The organism is Pelagibacterium sp. H642 (genome assembly GCF_031202855.1).
Lineage (GTDB): Bacteria > Pseudomonadota > Alphaproteobacteria > Rhizobiales > Devosiaceae > Pelagibacterium.
In genome coordinates this window covers 2,870,244-2,889,984 of the sequence record NZ_CP101829.1, presented here as the reverse complement: position 1 = coordinate 2,889,984, position 19,741 = coordinate 2,870,244, and the positions used below count along the sequence as shown (strand labels likewise).

Annotated in this window: 18 protein-coding genes and 3 pseudogenes; 8 read left to right on the top strand and 13 right to left on the bottom strand. The window is 63.3% G+C overall.

Going from position 1 to position 19,741, the window contains the following annotated elements; genetic code table 11:
• Positions 1-8: 8 nt before the first annotated feature.
• Positions 9-923: pseudogene (locus NO934_RS14195) on the bottom strand (LysR family transcriptional regulator).
• A 200-nt stretch (positions 924-1,123) separates the two neighbouring features.
• Here NO934_RS14195 and NO934_RS14190 point away from each other — a divergent pair.
• The 3 genes and pseudogenes from NO934_RS14190 to NO934_RS14180 all read left to right on the top strand — a co-directional run bounded on the left by NO934_RS14190 (position 1,124) and on the right by NO934_RS14180 (position 3,083).
• Positions 1,124-1,520 (top strand): annotated as a pseudogene (locus NO934_RS14190) (cupin domain-containing protein).
• A gap of 31 nt (positions 1,521-1,551) precedes the next feature.
• Entirely contained in the window at positions 1,552-2,568 is a 1,017-nt protein-coding gene (locus NO934_RS14185; protein WP_309160619.1) for a zinc-dependent alcohol dehydrogenase family protein, read from the top strand.
• Between the two features lie 101 nt (positions 2,569-2,669).
• Positions 2,670-3,083, top strand: a complete 414-nt coding sequence (locus tag NO934_RS14180) for a hypothetical protein (RefSeq protein WP_309160618.1) — start codon at positions 2,670-2,672, stop codon at positions 3,081-3,083.
• Positions 3,084-3,163: 80 nt separating this feature from the next.
• Here the strand turns inward: NO934_RS14180 and NO934_RS14175 are convergent, their stop codons facing one another.
• The 5 genes from NO934_RS14175 to NO934_RS14155 form a co-directional block, all read right to left on the bottom strand.
• Positions 3,164-3,769, bottom strand: coding sequence for an NAD(P)H-dependent oxidoreductase (locus NO934_RS14175; RefSeq protein ID WP_309160617.1), 606 nt, complete (start codon positions 3,767-3,769; stop codon positions 3,164-3,166).
• A gap of 233 nt (positions 3,770-4,002) precedes the next feature.
• Positions 4,003-4,752 carry a pyridoxine 5'-phosphate synthase gene (locus tag NO934_RS14170; protein WP_309160616.1) on the bottom strand — a complete coding sequence of 250 codons (750 nt, stop codon included), beginning with the start codon at positions 4,750-4,752 and terminating at the stop codon, positions 4,003-4,005.
• Between the two features lie 99 nt (positions 4,753-4,851).
• Positions 4,852-5,406, bottom strand: coding sequence for an acetolactate synthase small subunit (gene ilvN / locus NO934_RS14165; protein WP_309160615.1), 555 nt, complete (start codon positions 5,404-5,406; stop codon positions 4,852-4,854).
• Between the two features lie 375 nt (positions 5,407-5,781).
• Positions 5,782-7,542 carry an acetolactate synthase 3 large subunit gene (locus NO934_RS14160; protein ID WP_309160614.1) on the bottom strand — a complete coding sequence of 587 codons (1,761 nt, stop codon included), beginning with the start codon at positions 7,540-7,542 and terminating at the stop codon, positions 5,782-5,784.
• 523 nt (positions 7,543-8,065) lie between these two features.
• Positions 8,066-8,335: a glycine zipper domain-containing protein gene (locus tag NO934_RS14155; protein ID WP_309160613.1), complete on the bottom strand. Its 270-nt coding sequence runs from the start codon at positions 8,333-8,335 to the stop codon at positions 8,066-8,068.
• 304 nt (positions 8,336-8,639) lie between these two features.
• Between NO934_RS14155 and NO934_RS14150 the strand changes: the two genes are divergently transcribed.
• Positions 8,640-10,043, top strand: coding sequence for an MATE family efflux transporter (locus tag NO934_RS14150; protein WP_309160612.1), 1,404 nt, complete (start codon positions 8,640-8,642; stop codon positions 10,041-10,043).
• Between the two features lie 56 nt (positions 10,044-10,099).
• On the opposite strand, the gene pncB is transcribed toward NO934_RS14150, so the two are convergent.
• Genes pncB through NO934_RS14135 form a run of 3 tightly spaced genes read right to left on the bottom strand, consistent with a single transcriptional unit; the run spans position 10,100 to position 12,630 of the window.
• Positions 10,100-11,410 carry a nicotinate phosphoribosyltransferase gene (gene pncB / locus NO934_RS14145; protein WP_309160611.1) on the bottom strand — a complete coding sequence of 437 codons (1,311 nt, stop codon included), beginning with the start codon at positions 11,408-11,410 and terminating at the stop codon, positions 10,100-10,102.
• Positions 11,407-12,006, bottom strand: a complete 600-nt coding sequence (gene pncA, locus NO934_RS14140; RefSeq protein ID WP_309160610.1) for a bifunctional nicotinamidase/pyrazinamidase — start codon at positions 12,004-12,006, stop codon at positions 11,407-11,409. The genes pncB and pncA overlap by 4 nt, the downstream gene beginning before the upstream one ends.
• A gap of 51 nt (positions 12,007-12,057) precedes the next feature.
• Positions 12,058-12,630, bottom strand: a complete 573-nt coding sequence (locus NO934_RS14135; RefSeq protein WP_309160609.1) for a DJ-1/PfpI family protein — start codon at positions 12,628-12,630, stop codon at positions 12,058-12,060.
• 116 nt (positions 12,631-12,746) lie between these two features.
• On the opposite strand from NO934_RS14135, the gene NO934_RS14130 reads away from it, so the two are divergent.
• Positions 12,747-13,223: a YbaK/EbsC family protein gene (locus tag NO934_RS14130; protein ID WP_309160608.1), complete on the top strand. Its 477-nt coding sequence runs from the start codon at positions 12,747-12,749 to the stop codon at positions 13,221-13,223.
• Between the two features lie 18 nt (positions 13,224-13,241).
• The gene (locus NO934_RS14125; protein WP_309160607.1) at positions 13,242-14,186 is read left to right on the top strand and encodes a calcium/sodium antiporter; all 945 of its coding nucleotides are present in this window, start codon (positions 13,242-13,244) and stop codon (positions 14,184-14,186) included.
• Positions 14,187-14,402: 216 nt separating this feature from the next.
• Here the strand turns inward: NO934_RS14125 and miaA are convergent, their stop codons facing one another.
• Complete coding sequence (gene miaA, locus NO934_RS14120; RefSeq protein WP_309160606.1) at positions 14,403-15,299, bottom strand: tRNA (adenosine(37)-N6)-dimethylallyltransferase MiaA; 897 nt, start codon at positions 15,297-15,299, stop codon at positions 14,403-14,405.
• 11 nt (positions 15,300-15,310) lie between these two features.
• On the opposite strand from miaA, the gene serB reads away from it, so the two are divergent.
• Together serB and NO934_RS14110 are read left to right on the top strand one after the other, a co-directional pair.
• The gene (gene serB, locus NO934_RS14115; protein ID WP_309160605.1) at positions 15,311-16,186 is read left to right on the top strand and encodes a phosphoserine phosphatase SerB; all 876 of its coding nucleotides are present in this window, start codon (positions 15,311-15,313) and stop codon (positions 16,184-16,186) included.
• Positions 16,187-16,448: 262 nt separating this feature from the next.
• On the top strand, positions 16,449-16,847 hold the full coding sequence (locus NO934_RS14110) for a GFA family protein (protein WP_309160604.1): 399 nt from the start codon (positions 16,449-16,451) through the stop codon (positions 16,845-16,847).
• A gap of 1 nt (position 16,848) precedes the next feature.
• Here NO934_RS14110 and NO934_RS14105 read toward each other — a convergent pair whose 3' ends face one another.
• The 3 genes and pseudogenes from NO934_RS14105 to hflK form a co-directional block, all read right to left on the bottom strand.
• Positions 16,849-17,034, bottom strand: a complete 186-nt coding sequence (locus NO934_RS14105; protein WP_309160603.1) for a DUF2065 domain-containing protein — start codon at positions 17,032-17,034, stop codon at positions 16,849-16,851.
• Between the two features lie 382 nt (positions 17,035-17,416).
• A pseudogene (hflC, locus tag NO934_RS14100) lies at positions 17,417-18,304 on the bottom strand (protease modulator HflC); the annotation flags it as partial.
• Positions 18,304-19,425: an FtsH protease activity modulator HflK gene (gene hflK / locus NO934_RS14095; RefSeq protein WP_309160602.1), complete on the bottom strand. Its 1,122-nt coding sequence runs from the start codon at positions 19,423-19,425 to the stop codon at positions 18,304-18,306. The pseudogene hflC and the gene hflK, both read right to left, overlap by 1 nt.
• Positions 19,426-19,741 lie beyond the last annotated feature (316 nt).

Below are 19,741 nucleotides of genomic sequence, written 5' to 3'. Positions count from 1 at the left end.
GCCTCCCTTCACGCCCGCTGAATCTCTCGCGTATCGCTCTGCCGCAGCGCGTTGGCGACCACCGCAAAGGCCGGCGAGTTCTGCCGCCGGCTGGGATAATAGAGGTAATATCCGGCAAACATCGGCGACCAGTCGTCGAGCACCTGAACCAGACGGCCTGTCGAAATCCCTTCGGCAACCGTGTTTTCGGGCACATAGCCGATGCCCAGCCCGCTCTCGATCGCCCGATCATGGCGACCGAGCTGTTGAAGGTGAGCTGCCCTTCCACGCGCACGCGCAATTCCTGACCGTCCTTGCCGAACTCCCAGGCATAAAGCCCGCCAGATCGGGACTGGCGGTGATTGATGCAATTGTGCCCCACCAGTTCCTGCGGCGTAAGGGGCGCTGGATGCCGCGCCAGATAGTCCGGCGATGCCACCGCCACGAGCCGCCAATCCGGCCCTATGCGGACCGCGATCATGTCCTTGTCGACGCTCTCCCCTAACCGCACTCCGGCATCAAACCTTTCCTCGACGATATTGCGGAAGCCGTTGTCGATGCTGAACTCGACATGGATTTCCGGATAAGTCGCGCAGCACCGGCCCGAGCTTGGGCCAGACGATCCAGTCGAGCGCATGATCGGACAAGGTGATGCGCACGCTGCCGGAGGGCTTGTCGCGAAACGCCATCAAGGCATCGACATCGCTCTCGATGTCCTGAATGCGCGGCGCGAGCGCCCGCAATAGCCGTTCCCCTGCTTCCGTGGGCGAAACGCTACGTGTGGTGCGCGTCAAAAGCCGCAACCCCAGCCGTGCCTCCAGCCTCTTGATCGTATGGCTGAGCGTCAATTGCGACGTTCCCAGCCTTGCAGCCGCCCTGGTAAAGCTGCGCTCCTCGGCTACCGCCAGAAACCACAGCATGTCGTTGAGGTCGCGCCGGTTCATCGCTCGTCTCCTTGATTTATATCGAGGATGAATAAGTCCATACCCATTGCAACGACTAATCGGGAAGCGGTGCCTCGGTCTATAATCGCTCTGTATCGAACACTTGGCGCTATGTTGGCTTACCACCAACGCTCCGACACCAAACCGTTGCGCGCGCTCGGCACATTCACCCGCAACGAACCACCAACAGGAGAGTGAAGATGGAAATCATACGCACGGGCTCCCGCCCTTCGGGCACAGGCCCTGCGGACTGGTTCACCGGCAGTGTCCGCATCGATCCGCTGTTCAACCCCTTCGACGCCGATCGCGTCCAGGGCGCTCAGGTCACCTTCGAGCCGGGAGCGCGCACCGCCTGGCACACCCACCCCCTGGGCCAGACGCTGTTCATCGTTTCCGGCCACGGACGCGTTCAGCGCCTTGGCGGCTCCATAGAGGACGTCCGCCCCGGCGACGTTGTGTGGTTTCGCCCCCGGCGAAAAACACTGGCACGGGGCCGCCCCCGAAACCGCGATGACCCACATCGCCCTCCAGGAAGTCCAGGACGGAAAGGTAGTGGATTGGATGGAGCACGTCACCGACGCCCAATACGGCGCCTGATCATCGATCCGAAAAACCAACGGAGATTACTATGCTCGCAACCGTTCTTCACGGCCCCGGCGACGTCCGCTTCGAGGAAGTGGCCGATCCCACCATCCTCAAGCCCACCGACGCCATCATCAAGCTCTCGGCCACCTGCATCTGCGGCTCGGACCTCTGGCCCTATCGCGGCGCCAATGACATCACCGAGCCCCAGCATATGGGCCACGAATATTGCGGCGTGGTCGTTGAGGTGGGCAGCGACGTCAAGACCGTCAAACCCGGCCAGTTCGTGGTCGGCTCGTTCGTCCTTTCCGACAACACCTGCCCCCATTGCGCTCACGGCTTCCAATCCTCGTGCGAGCAGCGCGAGTTCATGACCGGAGCCCAGGCAAGCTATGCCCGTGTTCCCCTGGCCGACGGCACGCTGGTCGCCACCGATGAGATGCCCGACGAGAATCTGATCCCGAGCCTTCTTGCCGTTTCCGACGTTCTGGGCACCGGCTGGTATGCCGCCGATGCGGCACGGGTACAGCCCGGCTCCACCGTGGTGGTCGTCGGCGATGGCGCGGTTGGCCTCATGGGCGTCCTCGCCGCCAAGGAGATGGGCGCGGACCGCATCATCGCCATGAGCCGCCACAAGAGCCGCCAGGATCTGGCCCTCGAATATGGCGCCACCGACATCGTCGCCGAACGCGGCGAGGAAGGCATCGCCAGGATCAAGGAGATGACCAACCGCATCGGCGCCGATTCGGTGCTCGAATGCGTGGGCACGCAGCAATCGATGAACCAGGCGCTGCAGGTGGCCCGCCCCGGCTCGATGATCGGCTATGTCGGCGTGCCCCACGGCGTCCAGTTCGACGGCCAGAACCTGTTCTTCAATCAGGTTGGCATGCTTGGCGGCCCGGCTCCCGTCCGCCGTTTCCTGCCCCATCTGATGGATCTCGTGCTCACCCGCAAGATCAATCCCGGCAAGGTCTTCGACCTTACCCTGCCGCTCGCCGACGTGGCCGAAGGTTACAAGGCCATGGACGAGCGCCGCGCCATCAAGACGCTTCTGCGCGTCTGATCCACATCCGAAAGGGGCCGGGCGCCGTCCGGCCCCTTTCCTCTCCACCAAAGTTTGGGCACACTCACCCGCGAACCTGCGGCAACCAATGTGAGACTCCCATGCACCGCCACCTCCTTCCCATCCTTGCTGTCGCCGCCACCCTGGCCGGCCTCCCCGCAACGGCCCAGGAGATCGACGAAATGACCTCGGCGCCCATAATCGGCGCCTCGCTCACCGACAGGTTCTGGGTGCAATCGGAACAAGACGCGGGCCTGCCCGGTTCGATGGTGGTCTTCCTCTCCGAAGGCACCATGCTCCAGGATTCGTGCTGGGAAACCTATCGCCTCTCGAACTGGCAAATGACCGGCGAGGAATCGCTGAGCTGGCAGGAAGACACCGCGACCATCGAAGCCGACATCATCGAACTCAACGAGGCCGAGCTCGTCCTGGCCCTGCATCTGGGCGACGAGATCGTCGAGAAGCGTTACGCCGCCGCAGCCGTCCCCTTCGTCTGCCCGGACATGCCGCGTTAGAATTTCAGCCAAGGCAACAAAAAAGGGCCACCCAGCGGGTGACCCTTCCAAACGGACGGGAGGAGGAGGAGGATCGTCCGTTATTCGGCGGCCTGAGCCAGGTCGTTCTGGCGGGCGGCCTTGGCGGCGTTGCCCCACCAGGTGAGCTGGTCGAGCATGTCCTTGGCGCTGTTGGCGATGGCGCCTTCGATCGCCGACATCTCGGCATTTTCGCCCAGCGGGGAAACCTTCATGAACTCGCCGCCGCCGATATGAACGGCCGAACGGGTCGGAACCATCTGCAGCTCGATCATGATGGTGCGAAGGTTCTCGGCCGCGCGGGCACCGCCCATCGAGCCATAGGCGACGATGCCGCCGACCTTCTTGTTCCATTCGACATAGGCCTGGTCGATCGCGTTCTTGAGCGCGCCGGTGATGGCACGGTTGTATTCGGCGACGACGAAGATGAAGCCGTCGAACTCGGCGAGCTTCTCCTGCCAGGCAACGGCCTTGGGGTCCTGCGTCGGCACCCAGGCGTTGGAGGCGACTTCGTTGAAGAACGGCAGGTCGAAATCGCGAAGGTCGAGCACTTCGACGTCGAGCTCGGGGCGCTCCTTGGCCTTTTCAACGATCCACTGGGCGGGCTTGTCGGCAAAGCGGGTGTCGCGCGTCGACGAGATGATGACACCGATCTTGAGTTTGGACATTTCGATCTTCCCTACGGAACTGGTTACAAACAGTAAGTAGGGCTCAATATGTTTCTTCTCCCCAGACGCGCAAGTAGGCACACTTTTGTAATCGAGACACCCAGAACGCCACGCTTCGTCAAATGCGAAACCGCTAACCTATTGAATATCAATCAAGAATGCTCGTGCAACAAGCCACTGTTCGCCATCACTGAACAAACCAGCCAGCCCTCGGAAACGGCAGCGCCCCTGCCTTATCGCCCGTTTCCGAGCACGCCGAGATATTTTCGCGTGGCCTCGGCAAAGCCGAAAATCAACGCATCGGCCGTGATGCCGTGCCCGATGGAGACCTCGTCGACAAAAGGAACGGCGTTGCTGAACGCCGGCAGATTGGCCAGCGTCAGGTCGTGGCCGGCATTGATGCCCAGTCCCACCGCATGGGCCGCATGGGCTGTTTCGGCCAGGTCGGCCAACGCCGCCACCGCCGCTTCGGCATTGTCGAAGCATGCCCCGTAAGGCCCGGTATAGAGTTCGATCCGATCCGCGCCGGTCGCCTTGGCCGCTTCGATCGCCTCCCGGTCGGCATCGGGATCGCAGAACAGCGACACCCTCCGGCCCGGCGTCCTGAGCTGGGCCACCACATCGGTCAGAAGCGCCTTGTGCGCCAGGAAGTCCCAGCCATGGTCGGACGTCGCCTGCTCGGGCGCATCGGGCACCAGCGTCACCTGATTGGGATTGGCCGCCGCAACCAGGTCGAGGAACGCTTCGGTCGGATAACCCTCGATATTAAGTTCGGCATGCGGATATTCGGTCCGCAGCAGGTTGACCAGATCGAACACGTCCGTGCGCCGGATGTGGCGCTCGTCGGGGCGCGGATGCACGGTGACGCCAACCGCCCCCGCTTCGAGCACGATCCGCGCCATGCCGACCACGCTCGGCCAGGGAAGGTTCCGCCGATTGCGCAATTGCGCCACGGCATTGAGATTGACGGAGAGTTCGGTCATGGCATCGGGGTCGAAAAATAGAGGGCCGTACGAAATGTACGGCCCTCGTCTATCGAATTTTGCGATTTTCGCAAACCACTACTTGTGGGCGAGGACAACCTACATCCCCTGCGGGCCGCGCGTGATCGCGGCAAGTCCGGTGCGCACCACCTCGACCAGCCCCAGCGGCACCATCAGCGCCACGAACTGTTCAACCTTGCTCGACTTGCCCGTGATCTCGAAAACGAAGCTTTCCGTCGTCGCATCGATCACCTGCGCGCGGAACGCATCGGCCAGCCGCAGCGCTTCCACGCGATTGTCGCCGGCCCCGGCGACCTTCACCAGAGCCAGCTCGCGCTCGATGGCGTTGCCTTTCTGGGTCAGATCGTGAACTTTATGCACCGGCACCAGCCGCTCGAGCTGCAGCTTGATCTGCGCCAGCACCTTGGGCGTCGCCACCGTCACCACGGTGATCCGCGACCGGTGCTTGTCGTGCTCGGTCTCGGAAACCGTGAGCGAGTCGATATTGAACCCGCGCGCCGAAAACAGTCCCACCACCCTGGCTAGAACCCCCGGCTCGTTATCGACAAGCACCGTCAACGTATGACGTTCTTCGGCTTCCGTCTGCGACGGCATGAAATAGACCGACCCGGTCGGCAGCAAATTGGCGTTCATGTTCATTGTCCTCAAATCCTCTTCCCGGCATCGACGCCGGCTTATCTTGCACGCTCTGCGCCCCCCTCATCCGACCTCCGTTTCACTCCGGCCACCTTCTCCCACCAGGGGAGAAGGGTAGCGGGTTGCAACGCTCCGGTTAGGGGGCACCCCTGCCCCAAGAGCCCCCCTCTCCCCTCGTGGGAGAGGGGCCGGGGGTGAGGGGGCCGCATCGGCTTTGCCGATGCGTCGGCCGCCAGGCCGAACCCGCCACTGCGCTATTTCAAGTCGGGTGAAGCAAAATGGTGAGCCGCGAGAACCGGAACGGAACGTACTTGGAGTACGTGAGCACCGGAAGCGCGGCGGCTTGCCATTGCAGCCTGCCCTCACTTGAAATCAAACCAGCACCTTCCCCTTCTCATCGATAATATTCCCAATATCTGCCGTATCGGGCAGGATCATCTCGTTATGCGGCTTGCCCGACGGGATCATGGGGAAGCAGTTCTCTTCCTTGCTCACCAGGCAGTCGAAGATCACCGGCTTTCTGATGTTGATCATCTCGTCGATCGCATCGTCGAGCTTGGCAGGATCGGAACATCTGATCCCGTGCCCGCCATAAGCCTCGGCAAGCTTCACGAAATCGGGCAAGGCATCGGAATAGGAGTGCGAATAGCGCCCGCCATGCAGCAATTCCTGCCACTGGCGCACCATGCCCATATATTCGTTGTTCAGAATGAAGATCTTGACTGGCAGCTCGTATTGAAGCGCCGTGCTCATCTCCTGCATGGTCATCTGCACCGACGCTTCCCCGGCGATATCGATCACCAGCGCGTCCGGATGGGCCACCTGCACGCCGATCGAAGCCGGCAGTCCATACCCCATCGTGCCCAGCCCGCCCGAGGTCATCCACCGGTTGGGCTGATCGAAATGGAAATGCTGCGCCGCCCACATCTGGTGCTGGCCCACCTCGGTCGTGATGTAGACGTCACGATCCTTGGTGGCCTGGTAAAGCCTTTGAATCGCGTGCTGGGGCTTGATGATCGTATCGGAGTTGGTGAACCCGAGCGAATTGACGTTCCGCCACTTCTCGATCGCCTTCCACCACGGCGCTATCGCCTCGGTGCGCGGCTGGTTGGTCTTGGCCCGCCAGATGCGGATCATCTCTTCCATCACATGGTTGACGTCACCGATGATCGGGATGTCGACGATGATGTTCTTGTTGATCGAAGAGGGGTCGATATCGACATGGATCTTGCGGCTGTTGGGTGAAAACGCGTCGATCCGGCCGGTGATCCGGTCGTCGAACCGCGCGCCCAGGCAAATCATCAGGTCGCAATCGTGCATGGCCATGTTGGCTTCATAGGTGCCGTGCATGCCCAGCATGCCCAGCCACTGCTTGCCGCTGGCCGGATAGGCGCCCAGCCCCATCAGCGTCGAGGTCACGGGAAAACCGGTCAATTCCGCCAGCTCGCGCAGATTGCGGCTCGCCTCCGGTCCGGAGTTGATCACCCCGCCCCCGGTATAGAACACCGGCCGTTCGGCGCGCAGCATCAGGTCCACGGCAACCCGGATGGCCTCCATGTCGCCCTCGATCTGCGGCTTGTAGGTCGGGTGGCTGGGCTCGCTCTGGGGCTTGAAATATTTGCCCACCGCGAACTGGATGTCCTTGGGAATATCGATCACCACCGGCCCCGGCCGCCCCGAGGTCGCGATATAGAATGCCTCATGCAGGATGCGCGGCAGGTCCTCGATCGATTTGACCAGGTAGTTGTGCTTGGTGCAGTTGCGGGTGATCCCGACCGTATCGCACTCCTGGAAGGCGTCCGAACCGATCAGCGGGGTCGCGACCTGCCCCGAAATGCAGACCAGCGGGATCGAGTCGAGCAGCGCATCGGCCAGCCCGGTCACCGCATTGGTCGCGCCCGGCCCCGAGGTCACCAGCACCACGCCGCACTTGCCGGTCGAGCGGGCATAGCCCTCGGCCATATGCGTCGCGCCCTGCTCGTGGCGGACGAGGATGTGCTGGACCTTGTCCTGCTGGAAGATCGCATCATAGATCGGCAGCACCGCGCCACCGGGGTATCCGAAGATGTGTTCGACCCCCTGATCCATCAGCGCCCTCACAACCATTTCGGCGCCGGTCATCTGTTCGGCCATTTCAGCCACTCCCTACTGTCCTACTTTTCTCCGCCACCGGCGGAATTTGGATAATAAAAAAGGCCCCGTAAGGGACCTGTCTTCGGCGCACCGCAATTCGCACGAGGGTTATTCCCTCATGTTGCGATGCGCCTGCCTACTACAAGAATAAGTGCCGTCTTCACGGAGCTTCTCCAAAATTTCGCACCATTGGTACCGCCGGGTACGCCCTCGGTCAAGCGCTAAATGCCCACGCCTCCTAGGAGCGTGCCCCGGACACCCGCAAAGCCTCCACACAATTGAGGTGTCCACCACCCTCTCCACCACCCACCGTTTCCCCCGGGCTTGACCCGGGGCAAGGTATGCACGCCGCTCTCGGCTCCTGCCGTCCCCTCTCCCGCATGGCCGGTAGCGCTAGGGGCGGCAACACCCAACACAGCGATCTACCCCCGACGCTCTCCCGTTCGCCTCCACGCTCCCCCAAACAAAAAAGGCCCGTGCCGGGAAAGCACGAGCCCTTTTATCAAAGCCTAAATGGCAGCGATTAGCTGCGCGGGCAGGCATCCTTGTAGAGGGTGCCATCCGAAGCGCGGTAGTAGCACTGGTTGGGCTCGCCGGCCACCTGGCCGACCAGAGCGCCGGCAACACCGCCGACCACGCCGCCAACAACCGCACCCTGAACCGAACCCGTGGTCACGCCACCGATCACAGCGCCGGCGCCAGCGCCGATAGCAGCGGTTTCCTGGGTGCGGGTGCAGGCCGAAACGGCCGTCAGAGAAGTAAGGGCAACACCGATAATCAAAAGTTTTTTCATTTCCAAAGCCTCCTGCGACTTACTCTAGAGTTCCCTCGCCCATAAATGCGGTATGTCGGTTTTGGTTCCGCCGGCGGGGCCTAAAGGCATACAGTTTCCAACCTGAAGCGAAACTGAACGCCCTAGAGAATGCGTTAACTTTCTCCATTTCGTGAACTTTTTCAAGAGGTTTGCCACACGCCTCCCGCCAGCGCTCCGCTCGCATTTTCGTTCCATCGGCTGACAAAGGCGTGATTCGCGTGTATCGGATCGGGTCCGGTCGGCGGCCATCACGCCGCAGTCCGTGGCTTGGGAAGGCCTTGAAATGAGTACGATCGATACCACGCGCGGCGGCTCGGCCTGGATCGCCGAGTTGCGCGCGACCTTTATGCTGGCCTGGCCCCTCGTCGTGGCCCAGGTTGCTCAGAACGCGTTGTTTACCACCGATGTCATCATGATGGGCTGGCTCGGTCCGCAATATCTTGCGGCCAGCACGCTCGCCACCTCCTTCTTCACGCCCTTCCTGCTGCTGGGCGGCGGCATCGTGTCCGCCGTGGCGCCTCTCGCCGCTCAGGCCATCGGCGGGCGCAAGATCAAAAATGTCCGCCGCACCGTGCGCCAGGGCTTCTGGGCCGCCATCGTCATCGCACTGGTCCTCTTGCCGCTCATCTGGCAGATCGAGCCCATCCTGCTCGCCACCGGCCAGGAGCCCGATCTGGCCCGCATGGCCGCCGAATACATGCACATCGCCGTTTTCGTGCTGTTCCCGGGGCTGGGCCTGTTCGCCATCCGCTCGTTCCTCTCGGCGCTGTCGGTCACCCGCGTCATCCTTTACGTCACCGTGGCCGGCGTCGCGCTGAACGCGCTGATCAACTACGCCCTGATTTTCGGTAATTTCGGCTTCCCGCGTCTCGAACTCCGCGGCGCGGCCGTCGCGACGGTGATCACCAACCTCGCCATGTTCGCCATGCTGCTCGCCTATGCGATCACCCATCGCCGCTACCGCCGCTTCAACATCCTCGTCCGCTTCTGGAAGCCCGATTGGCCGCGCTTTGCCGAAATCTTCAGGATCGGCACGCCCATCGGCCTGACACTGATGGCCGAGGTCGGCATGTTCGCCGTCGCCGCCATTCTGATGGGCTGGCACGGCACCGATGCGCTCGCCGCCCACGCGGTGGCTCTCCAATGCGCTTCCTTTGCCTTCATGGTGCCGCTGGGCCTGGCTCAGGCCTCCACGGTCCGCGTCGGCCTCGCCTTCGGCGCCGGCAGCGATCGCGGCATCGCGCTGGCGGGCTGGACTTCGCTCGCCATCGGCGTGGGCTTCATGGCCGTCACCTGCATCCTGTTCCTCACGGTGCCGCAGGTGTTCACCCGCCTCTTCCTCAACCCCGCCGATCCCGCCAACGCCGCCGCGCTCGCCATGGCCACCACCTTCTTGGGGATTGCCGGCCTGTTCCAGATCGTCGATGGCGCTCAGGTCGTCGCCGTCAACGTCCTGCGCGGGCTGAGCGACACCAAGGTGCCCATGTTCATCGCGCTGTTCGGCTATTGGGGCATCGGCATGCCCACCGCCTGGTTCCTGGGCGCGCCCGAGCGTCTGGCCGGCATCGGCATCTGGATCGGCCTCGCGGTAGGTCTCGCCTTCTGCGCCGTGGTCCTCACCGCCCGCTTCGCCATGCGCGACCGCCTCGGCCTCCTCGACCGCCGCCGCATCATCGGCACGGCCTAAACCACCACATGTCATCCCGGGCTCGACCCGGGACCCAGTAACCGGCAGTGTCGGCGCTAAACAACCACCGCCTGCTCCACCATCTCCTGGGCCCCGAACACCCGCAGATAGCGTTCGATCTCCCTGGGGTCGCCCACTGCCTTGGCCGGATTGTCCGAGAGCTTGACCGCCGGCCTGCCGTTGGCGCTTGAAACCTTGATCACCAGCGAGATCGGCGTGAGCTGATCGTTGCGCACCGGCGCCACGCCGGCAAAGTCATTTGTAAGGTTGGTTCCCCAGCCAAAGCTCATCCGCACGCGCCCCTCGAAATGCTTGTAGGCTTTCTCGATGGTTTCCGCGTCCAGCCCGTCCGAAAAGATCAAAAGCTTCTCGCGCGGATCCCGCCCGCGCTCGCGCCAGAATTGAATGATCTTCTCCCCGCCTTCGATGGCGGGCGCCGAATCGGGTCTGAACCCCGTCCAGTCCGCCACCCAGTCCGGCGCATTTTCCAGAAACGACGCCGTCCCGAACGCATCGGGCAGAACGATCAGCAGGTTGCCGCCGTAATAGCTCTGCCAATCCTCGAGCACCGCATAGGGTGACATCCTGAGCGCCTCGTCGCCCTCGGCCAGCGCGGCCGCCACCATGGGAAGCTCATGCGCATTGGTCCCCAGCGCCTCGAGGTCCGTATCCATGGCCAAAAGCACGTTGGAAGTGCCCGTCAGCGCATCCCCCAGCCCTTCCTTGAGCGCTTCCACGCACCAGCGCTGCCACAAAAAACTGTGCCGCCGCCGCGTCCCGAAATCGGAGATTTTCAGGTTCGGCAATTGCTTGAGCCGCTCCACCTTCTCCCATGTCCGCGCCTTGGCCCGCGCATAGAGCACGTCGAGCGCGAACCGCCCCATGCCCTTCATCGCCGCCCGCGACCGCAATTCGTTGATGATCGCCAGCGCCGGGATTTCCCACATCGTGGTCTCGACCCATTTGCCGGGAAAATGCAGCTCGAACTGCCCGTCGCGCTTGGTGAGTTCATATTCTGGAAGCTGGAAGTTCTCCAGCCAGGCCAGGAACTGCGGCGAAAAGATCTGCTTGGTGCCGTAGAAGGTGTTACCGGCCAGCCAGATCATCTCCTTCTTGGTGAACCGCACCGTCCGCGCATGGTCGAGCTGCTCGCGCAACTCCTCGATATCGATCTCTTCGGCCAGCTTGACCGATTTCGAGCGGTTGGTCAGCGAAAACGTCGCGTCCACGTCCCGGTACAGCCCCCAGATCATTTGCAGCATCAGGAGCTTGTAGAAATCCGTATCGAGCAGCGACCGGACGATCGGGTCGAGCTTGAACGTATGGTTGAAAACGCGCCGGGCGATATCTGTCTTGGACGTGCTCAAGCCAGCACCACTCCGGCGTCTTCCATTTTCCCGGTCATCGCCGCCATCGATCCGGCCAGATCGATCCCCCTGCATGCATCCATGATTACCCGCGCCTCAAAACCCTGCCGCCGCGCATCGAGTGCCGAATAGGCGACGCAGAAATCGGTCGCCAGCCCCACAAAGGTCAGATCGTCCAGCCCGCGCTCGCGCAGATAGCCCGTCAGCCCCGTCGGCGTCTCATGATCGTTCTCGAAAAACGCCGAATAGGAATCGATCGCCTTCCTGAACCCCTTGCGGATCACCAGCTCGGCGCGCGTCCAGTAAAGCTCGGGATGGAAATCGGCCCCCGGACTGCCCTGCACGCAATGGTCCGGCCAAAGCCGCTGCGGCCCATAGGGCATTTCGATGTCCTCGAACGGCGCCTTGCCGGCGTGCTGAGAGGCAAAGCTCGAATGATCGGCCGGGTGCCAATCCTGGGTGAGGATCACATGATCGAATTCCCCCATCAGCCGGTTGATCACCGGCACCACTTCGTCACCCCCGTCCACGGCCAACGCCCCGCCGGGACAGAAGTCGTTCTGCACGTCGATGACAATGAGCGCTTTTCCAGCCATGGCGGCCTCCTGATCCAGAGCAGCCGCATAGTGCAAGCCAGACCGCTCCCGTCAACTCCCCGCGCGCATTCCATGCTCTTTCGCCAGCATGTCCATGATGCTGCCCGCGGCTTGGGGCTCGACCCCCGCCGCCTTCAGCACTTCCATGGCAAAGCTGGCCGGAGCCGGCGCCGGCGCTGTGATGATGGATCCGTCACGCAGCGCCTGGGGCTGATCCACATAAAGCGCCGCACCGCCATAGCCGGCTGCCGCATCGAGATAGCCCGCTCCGTTCGAGGTGTGCCGCGCCCGGTCGAGAAGGCCCGCCCGTGCCAGCGCCAGCGTTCCTCCGCAAATCCCCGCGACCACGCAGCCATTCTCATGCGCCTGGCGCAGCCGGGCTGAAAGGTCCGGCGGAGTGTCGCCCTCGAATGTAGGGCCGCCACAGACCACCACAACGCCCTGCCCTGGCGCCTCGAAGCGATCCAGGGCCTCTGTCACGACCCCGCCCACCGATGTCACGGTGCCACCGTCGGCGCTGGTAAAGCGGATATCGGCATTGAAAAAAGCCCTGCCGACCCCCGTCAGTACGGCGATTTCCCAATCCGAATAGCCTTGCGTGAGAATGATGGTTATAGAATTCATTGGGGGCGTCCTTTCTGCAATCGTTCGATTGGGCCACCCTATAGAGCCGCACTGACACTCCATGTCAGCATCGCACCCGCTTGACGCTTGCGCGGCTATGGAGTTCCTTGCCGCTCATGACCGAACTGCGCCAATCCGAACTCCGCGTCGCCGCCGATCTCGCCCGCCACGGCCTGCCCGGCCAGGTAACCGTCCTCGACCAGCTCGCCACCACCGCCCAGATGGCCGCCGAAGCCCTCGGAGTCGAAGTGGGCCGGATCGTCAAATCCCTGCTCTTTGTCGGCGAGGAGACGGGCGAGCCCATCATGGTTCTCGTTTCGGGCGCCAACCGCGTGCACGAAAAGCGCACCGGCCGCCACATCGGGCAAAAGCTCGGCCGCGCCGATGCCGATCTGGTGCGCGAAGTCACAGGCTTCGCCATTGGCGGGGTGTCGCCTTTCGGCCACCTGCGTCCGATACCGCTCTATATGGATGAAGGTCTCTTCGCCTTCGAAACGGTGTGGGCCGCTGCCGGGAACGCACGCTCGGTCTTCGAAATTACCCCTTCCGATCTCGCCCGCACGACGGGCGCCGTCCGCATTTCAGTCACCTGATCCTTTCGGAGATATTGAATGGTCTATCTCGCCCTGATTGCCGGCCTTGTCCTCCTTGTGGCCGGCGGCGAAGGCTTCGTGCGCGGCTCGGTCGCGATCGCCGAGCGCCTGGGAATGTCCTCCCTGCTGATCGGGCTGACTCTCGTGGGCTTCGGCACCTCGCTTCCCGAACTCGTGACCTCCGTTCAGGCCGCTCTCGACGGCGCTCCGGGCATCGCCGTGGGCAATGTGGTGGGCTCAAACATCGCCAACATCCTCCTCATCCTGGGCATCACCGCGCTCATCTATCCCGTCCTCGTGGACAAGGGCGTGCTGCGCCGCGATGGCCTCGTGCTGGTCGTCTCCGCCCTGGCTGCCCTCGGCATCGTCCTTATCGGGGCCCTGGGCCGGATCGCCGGCCTCGTGCTGGTCGCGATGCTTATCGCCTATGTGGTCTATAGCTATTTTGCCGACCAGAAGGCCCAGGCCAGTCCCGACTTCGAGGCCGAGGTCGAGGCCACCGGCGGCACCCAGCCCATGCCCGTCTCGATCCTCTTCGTCATTGCCGGCCTTGGCCTCACCATTTTCGGCGCCCGCCTGCTCGTCTCCAGCGCCGTCGAAATCGCCACCGCCTTCGGCGTTTCCGAAACCATCATCGGCCTGACCGTCGTCGCCATCGGCACCTCGTTGCCCGAGCTGGTCACCTCCGTCATCGCCGCCGTTCGCCGCCATACCGATCTTGCGCTGGGCAACGTCCTGGGCTCGAACATTTTCAACATCTTCCTCATCCTCGGCACCACCGCGCTCATCCAGCCCATCCCCGTGCCGCCCGAGATCGTCCGCCTCGACATCTGGGTCATGCTCGCCGCCACCGCCCTGCTCCTCGTCTTCGCCTATAGCGGCCGCCAGATCGTCCGCTGGGAAGGCGCCGCCTTCCTCGTGGCGTACCTCGCCTATGTCGGCTGGCTGGCCGTAGGCGCATAACCGTCTACGCCACGCATCCGGGTCGCCACTCCGCCCGCCCCACCTTGTCATCCCGGCCTCGAGCCGGGATCCAGTACACTCAGCGTTCCAGGCTCGACCCGCAGCGCTCCCCCTCCCCTCGTCACCCTCGGGCTCGACCCGAGGGTCCATGCGGCTCCCCGATGCGCCGCTCATCCTGCGGCCATCGACCCCGGCCCAAACCAGAGCCTCGCCCGTTCACCCCGCAAACGGATCGACGAACCGCCAGTCCCCGAACCGGTTCCGGAACCACGTCGATTGCCGCTTGGCGTATTGCCGTGTTGCGGTGACCGCCTTCTCGACCGCCTCTTCCCGCGTCATTTCCCCCGCCAGCATGGCCGAAATCTCACCGACCCCGATCGCCTTCATCGCCGGCAATGACGGATCGAGCCCCAGCGCCAGCAGCGCCTCCACTTCCTCGACCGCCCCAGCCTCCATCATCGCCTCGAACCGCTCCCCGATCCGCCGTCGCAGCACTCCTCGTTCCGGCATCAAGACGATCTTTTCGAGCGCATACCCCTCGAGCAGCCCCGGTCCGTTCGCTTCCTGAAACGCACTCAACGGCTTCCCCGTCGCCATCTCCACCGAGAGCGCCCGCACCACCCGCTGCGGATCGGCCACCTTGATCCGTCGCGCCGTCTCGGGGTCCTTCTCGGCCAGCAGCGCCATCCGCCCGGCTTCATCCAGCCCTTGAATCATTTTCTCAGCTTCGGCGACAAATTCGGGAGCAACAGCGGGAACGTCAGCAAATCCCTTTATGAGCGCATCGAAGTAAAGCCCTGTGCCACCAACGAAAATCAGCTCCTGATTCTCTTTCTCAGCCGCTTGAATCTGTTGTTGAGCATCGCCCAGCCACGCTCCCGTGGAATAGCGCACCGACGGGTCGATATGCCCAAACATCTCATGCCGCGCCGCCGCCAGTTCTTCGACATTGGGCCGCGCCGTCAGCCGGTCGAGCACGCCATAGACCTGCATGGAATCGGTATTGACGATCCGGGCGCCGCTCGCCCTTGCCTTCTCGATGGCCAGCGCCGTCTTGCCGCTCGCGGTCGGACCCGCTATCAACACCGCGCGTTTTCCGTCAGTCCCAGCCATGGCTTAGCCCGATGTCCGTCCTCGTTCTGATCGCCAACCCCGCCGCGCCCGTCTTGTCCAATGCGCTGGTCGAGGCCGTGCAGCGTCAAACCCATGGCGAAATCAACTGGCTCGCGCAAGGCATAGCCTGCGAGATCGTCGCCCCCCGCGCCGGCAATCCGGTCGAGATGGCCCGCGAAATCCTCGAATCCCACCCCGTCGACGCCGCCCTCGTCCCCGCCGCCAACCGCAAAAAACAGCTCCTGGTCGCCGACATGGATTCCACCATGATCGAGCAGGAATGCATCGACGAGCTTGCCGATGCACTCAACCTCAAGCCCCAGGTCGCCGAGATCACCGAGCGCGCCATGCGCGGCGAACTCGATTTCGAGGCCGCCCTCGACACCCGCGTCGCGCTTTTGAAGGGCCTTGAGCGCAAGCTTGTCGAAGAGATCCGCCGCGAGCGCATCACCCTCGCCCCTGGCGGCCGCGCCCTGGTCCAGACCATGAAGGCCTATGGCGCCTATACCTCGCTGGTGTCCGGCGGCTTCACCCTCTTCGCCGAGCATTTCGCCAAGCGCATCGGTTTCGATGAATCGGTCGCCAACGTCCTCCTCTTCGATGAGGCCGGCACCCTCACCGGCACTGTCGAAAAGCCCATCGTCGACAAGACGGTGAAGCGCAACCGCCTGATGGCCCTGACCGCCGAAAAGCACCTCTCCCCCGCCCAGACCATGGCCGTGGGCGACGGCGCCAACGATCTCGACATGCTCCAGGCCGCCGGCCTCGGCGTCGCCATCCACGCCAAGCCCATCGTCGCCGAACAGGCCGCCGTCCGCATCGATCATGGCGATCTCACCGCCCTCCTCTACCTCCAGGGCTATTCGGACGACGAAATCGTGCGCTAGAAGCGTGTCCAGCAAAAGTGGAAACGGTTTTGCGGTTCGGACACGCGACAAAACAAGCACTTAGAGCATTGAAGCGATTCGGAGAAAAGCGGAAATGCGCTAGGGCGAGGCCGCCGCTCCTCTGCGGCTCCTTCCCTATCCTCACCTCGTCATTCCGGGACTTGTTCCGGATTCAGCAACAGCGCCGCCTCCCTTGGCCTTCTCCTGACACACCCTGTCATCCTCCCGCGCTAGGCTCCTCCCATCACGAGAGGAACCAACCATGACCATCAAGGGAAGCTGCCACTGCGGCGCCACCAAATTCGAGATCGACGTCACCCCGCAAACCGCCACGCGCTGCAATTGCACCTTCTGCACCAAGCGCGGCGCCCTCTGGGCCTATTGCGAGCCCGATCAGTTCCGCCTGCTCACGCCCATGCGCAACGGGCAGCAATATTCACCGACCACCCCTGAAAACAGGCACTATTTCTGCCCCACCTGCGGCTGCACCACCTTCTCGGACAATCCCGATTATTCCGATTTCGCCTCCGGCGATTGGGAAGCCGCCGAGGCCAATTTCGACCCCACCCGCCGCCGTATCTCGATCAATCTGTGGGTACTCGACGATTTCGACGTCGAAGCCCTTCCCATCGAACATCTCGATGGCCGCAATCAGTGGTGATCTACATCCGCACCAGAGCCAGCAGCACCAGCCCCACCCCGGCCATCACCAGCGCGCCCATGCGCAACTGGTTGGTGGGCATGGTCAGAACCTGCGCGATCATCCGCTTCATCTGTTCGGGAAACGCCGCGTAAAGCAGCCCTTCGAGAACGATCGCCAGCGCCAGCGCGGCAAAAAGGTCGGTCACTGAAAATCCTCCAAACAAAAAAGGCGCGCCCCGCAAGGCGCGCCTTCGTTTCTGCTCCGGCCTGTTACTGAGCCGGTGCCGGCGTCTCTGCCGCAGGTGCCTCTTCGGCCGGCACTTGCTCGAGCGAAGGCTCGTCGAGCACGTCGACCTCTTCGGCTGCCGGATCGGTCTCGGTCGCCGGCGCTTGGCCTTCGGGCAGCACTTCGGTTCCGAGGTTTTCCGTCTCGATCAACGTTTCGAGGTTCTGTACCTCGGTTTCGAGATCGGACGCCTCGTCTTCGCCCGAAACCAGCGCATCGGTGGCCAGCAGGTCGTCGATGTCGCCGGCGTCCACCGGCTCCTCGGCCGGCCCCTGCACCCCGATATCGATCGGCGTGGCCGTGGGCGCTGGGAATTCCGGCAACTCGCCCCCCGAACCGAAGAAGCGGAAGAAGGCCGAATCTGGCGAGAGCACCATGGTGGTGTTCCCGTCGCCCAGTGCGCCGCGATAGGCTTCCATGGAGCGGTAGAACTGGAAGAACGCCTCGTCCTGCGAGAAGGCCTCGGCGAACAGCCTGTTCTGCTCGGCGTCACCCTCGCCTCGGATGATTTCCGAGTCGCGGTTGGCCGCCGAAACGATTTCCACCGCCTGGCGGTCGGCGATCGCGCGTAGGATCTGCGCCTGCTCCTGGCCTCGGGCCCGGATCAGCGCAGCTTCCGCGTTACGTTCCGCCTGCATGCGCTCATAGGTCTGTTGGCTGACTTCGGGCGTGAGGTCGGTGACCAGGATGCGCACATCGGCCACCTCGATCCCCAGTTCCACCATGTCGGTGGCAACCAGGTCCCGCGCCTCGCGCATCATTTCGCTGCGCTGCTCGGAGAGCGCCGCATCGAATTCGCGCAGGCCATAGACCGCACGCAGCGCCGATTCCAGACGCGTGGCGATACGCTGCTCGGCAAGCTGGAGGCTGCCCAGCACCGATTGCCGGAACCGGATCGGATCGGAGATGCGGTAGGTGATGAAGGCGTCCACGATATAGAACTGGCCGCCCGAGACCTGGAGCCGGATGCGCTCCAGATCGTAGCGCAGCAGGCGCTTGTCGATATACTGCACGGTCTCGACGAAATCGGTCGGGATCTTGAAGTAAAGCCCCGGCTCCTGGATTTCGCGCGTGATCTCGCCGAAGCGCATGACGATCGCCTGTTCGCGTTCGTTGACCACGAAGATCGAGGAGAGCAGCACATAGCCGGCGATAACCAGCGCGACGATTGCGATAACGAGCCTGTTCATCACTGGTTACCTCCCGTGGTCTGGTTGGCCGACGGGTTGGCTCGCAACTCCGGCAATGGCAGGTAGGGGATCACCCCCGAGCCCTGCTCGCCCCCTTCGAGAAGCACCTTGTTGGTCCCCGCGAGCACGTCCTGCATGGTTTCGAGGAAGATGCGCTGACGGGTGACTTCGGGCGCATTGCGGTATTCGTTGTAGATGGCGACGAAACGCGCCGCCTGACCCTGGGCTTCGTTGACCACGCGATCGCGATAGGCCGCGGCCTCTTCGCGGATCGCGGCGGCCTGGCCGCGGGCACTACCCAGCAGCGTATTGGCATATTGCCGCGCTTCTTCCTGGAAGCGGTCCTCGTCCTGCAGCGCGCGCTGCACTTCGTCGAACGCATCGGCCACTTCGGCCGGGGGCGCCACGTTTTCGATCGAGATGTTGGAGATCGTCACGCCCACGCCATAGCTGTCGAGAATGCTCTGGGTGATCTGCTGCACTTCGAGCGCGATGCCCGTACGGTCGTCACGGAACACGTCCTGTGCCGTCCGGCGTCCCACCACTTCGCGCATGGCGCTTTCGGCAGCCTGGCGCACCATTTCGTCCGGATCGCGCACCTCGAACAGATAGAGGCGCGGATCGGAAATCCGCCACAGGATCGAAAAGCTCATATTGACGATGTTCTGGTCGCCCGAAAGCATGAGCCCGTCGTCGCGGCCACCACTGGTGCCACCGCCCGTGCTGATGCCCACCCGCGTCTGGTTTTCCGTCGTCGAGGCGCGTTCGACGCGCTCGAGCGGCCACCAGTGGAAGTGCAGGCCGGGATTGGAGAACTCGTCCTTGGGCTCGCCGAACAGCAATTCGACGCCCACTTCGTTGGGCGCGACTGTGTAGATCGCCTGGCTCGCCCAGAAGATCAGTCCCGCCGCGATGACGCCGATCGCGATCCACCGCCCGCCGCCGGGAATGTTCGCCCCGCCGCCGAATTGCTGGCGTCCGCGGGCGAGAATATCTTCGAGATTTGGGGTGTTGCCACCGCTGGGCCGGCGTGGCCCACCGCCACCTCCTCCGCCCGGCGCCTGGCCCCAAGGGCCACCGCTGCGGCTCCGGCGGCCGCCCCTATTTTCTTCCCACGGCATTTGATCCCTTTCGGTTGTCGTGAAAATGTTTTGTTCTATGCCGGTTTATATAGGGAAGCGCAGCGGTCGGATCAATCGAAACCGGGCACGGCATAGGCACACTGACACTATGGTGAAGACAGTGGCCAACCTGGGCGGGCGATTTGTCGAACCGTCCAAGTTCCTATTGCATATAGCGCCCGTGTCACCATATAGTGGACTACGTTTTCAGCCGTCATCGGCTATCTGATCACCGGCTTGGCCGGATTGCTTGGCTACCCTCGATTTTTGCGAACGTGCCGACCCCGCGCTGTTGCGGGGCGGAAATCCGCTCGTG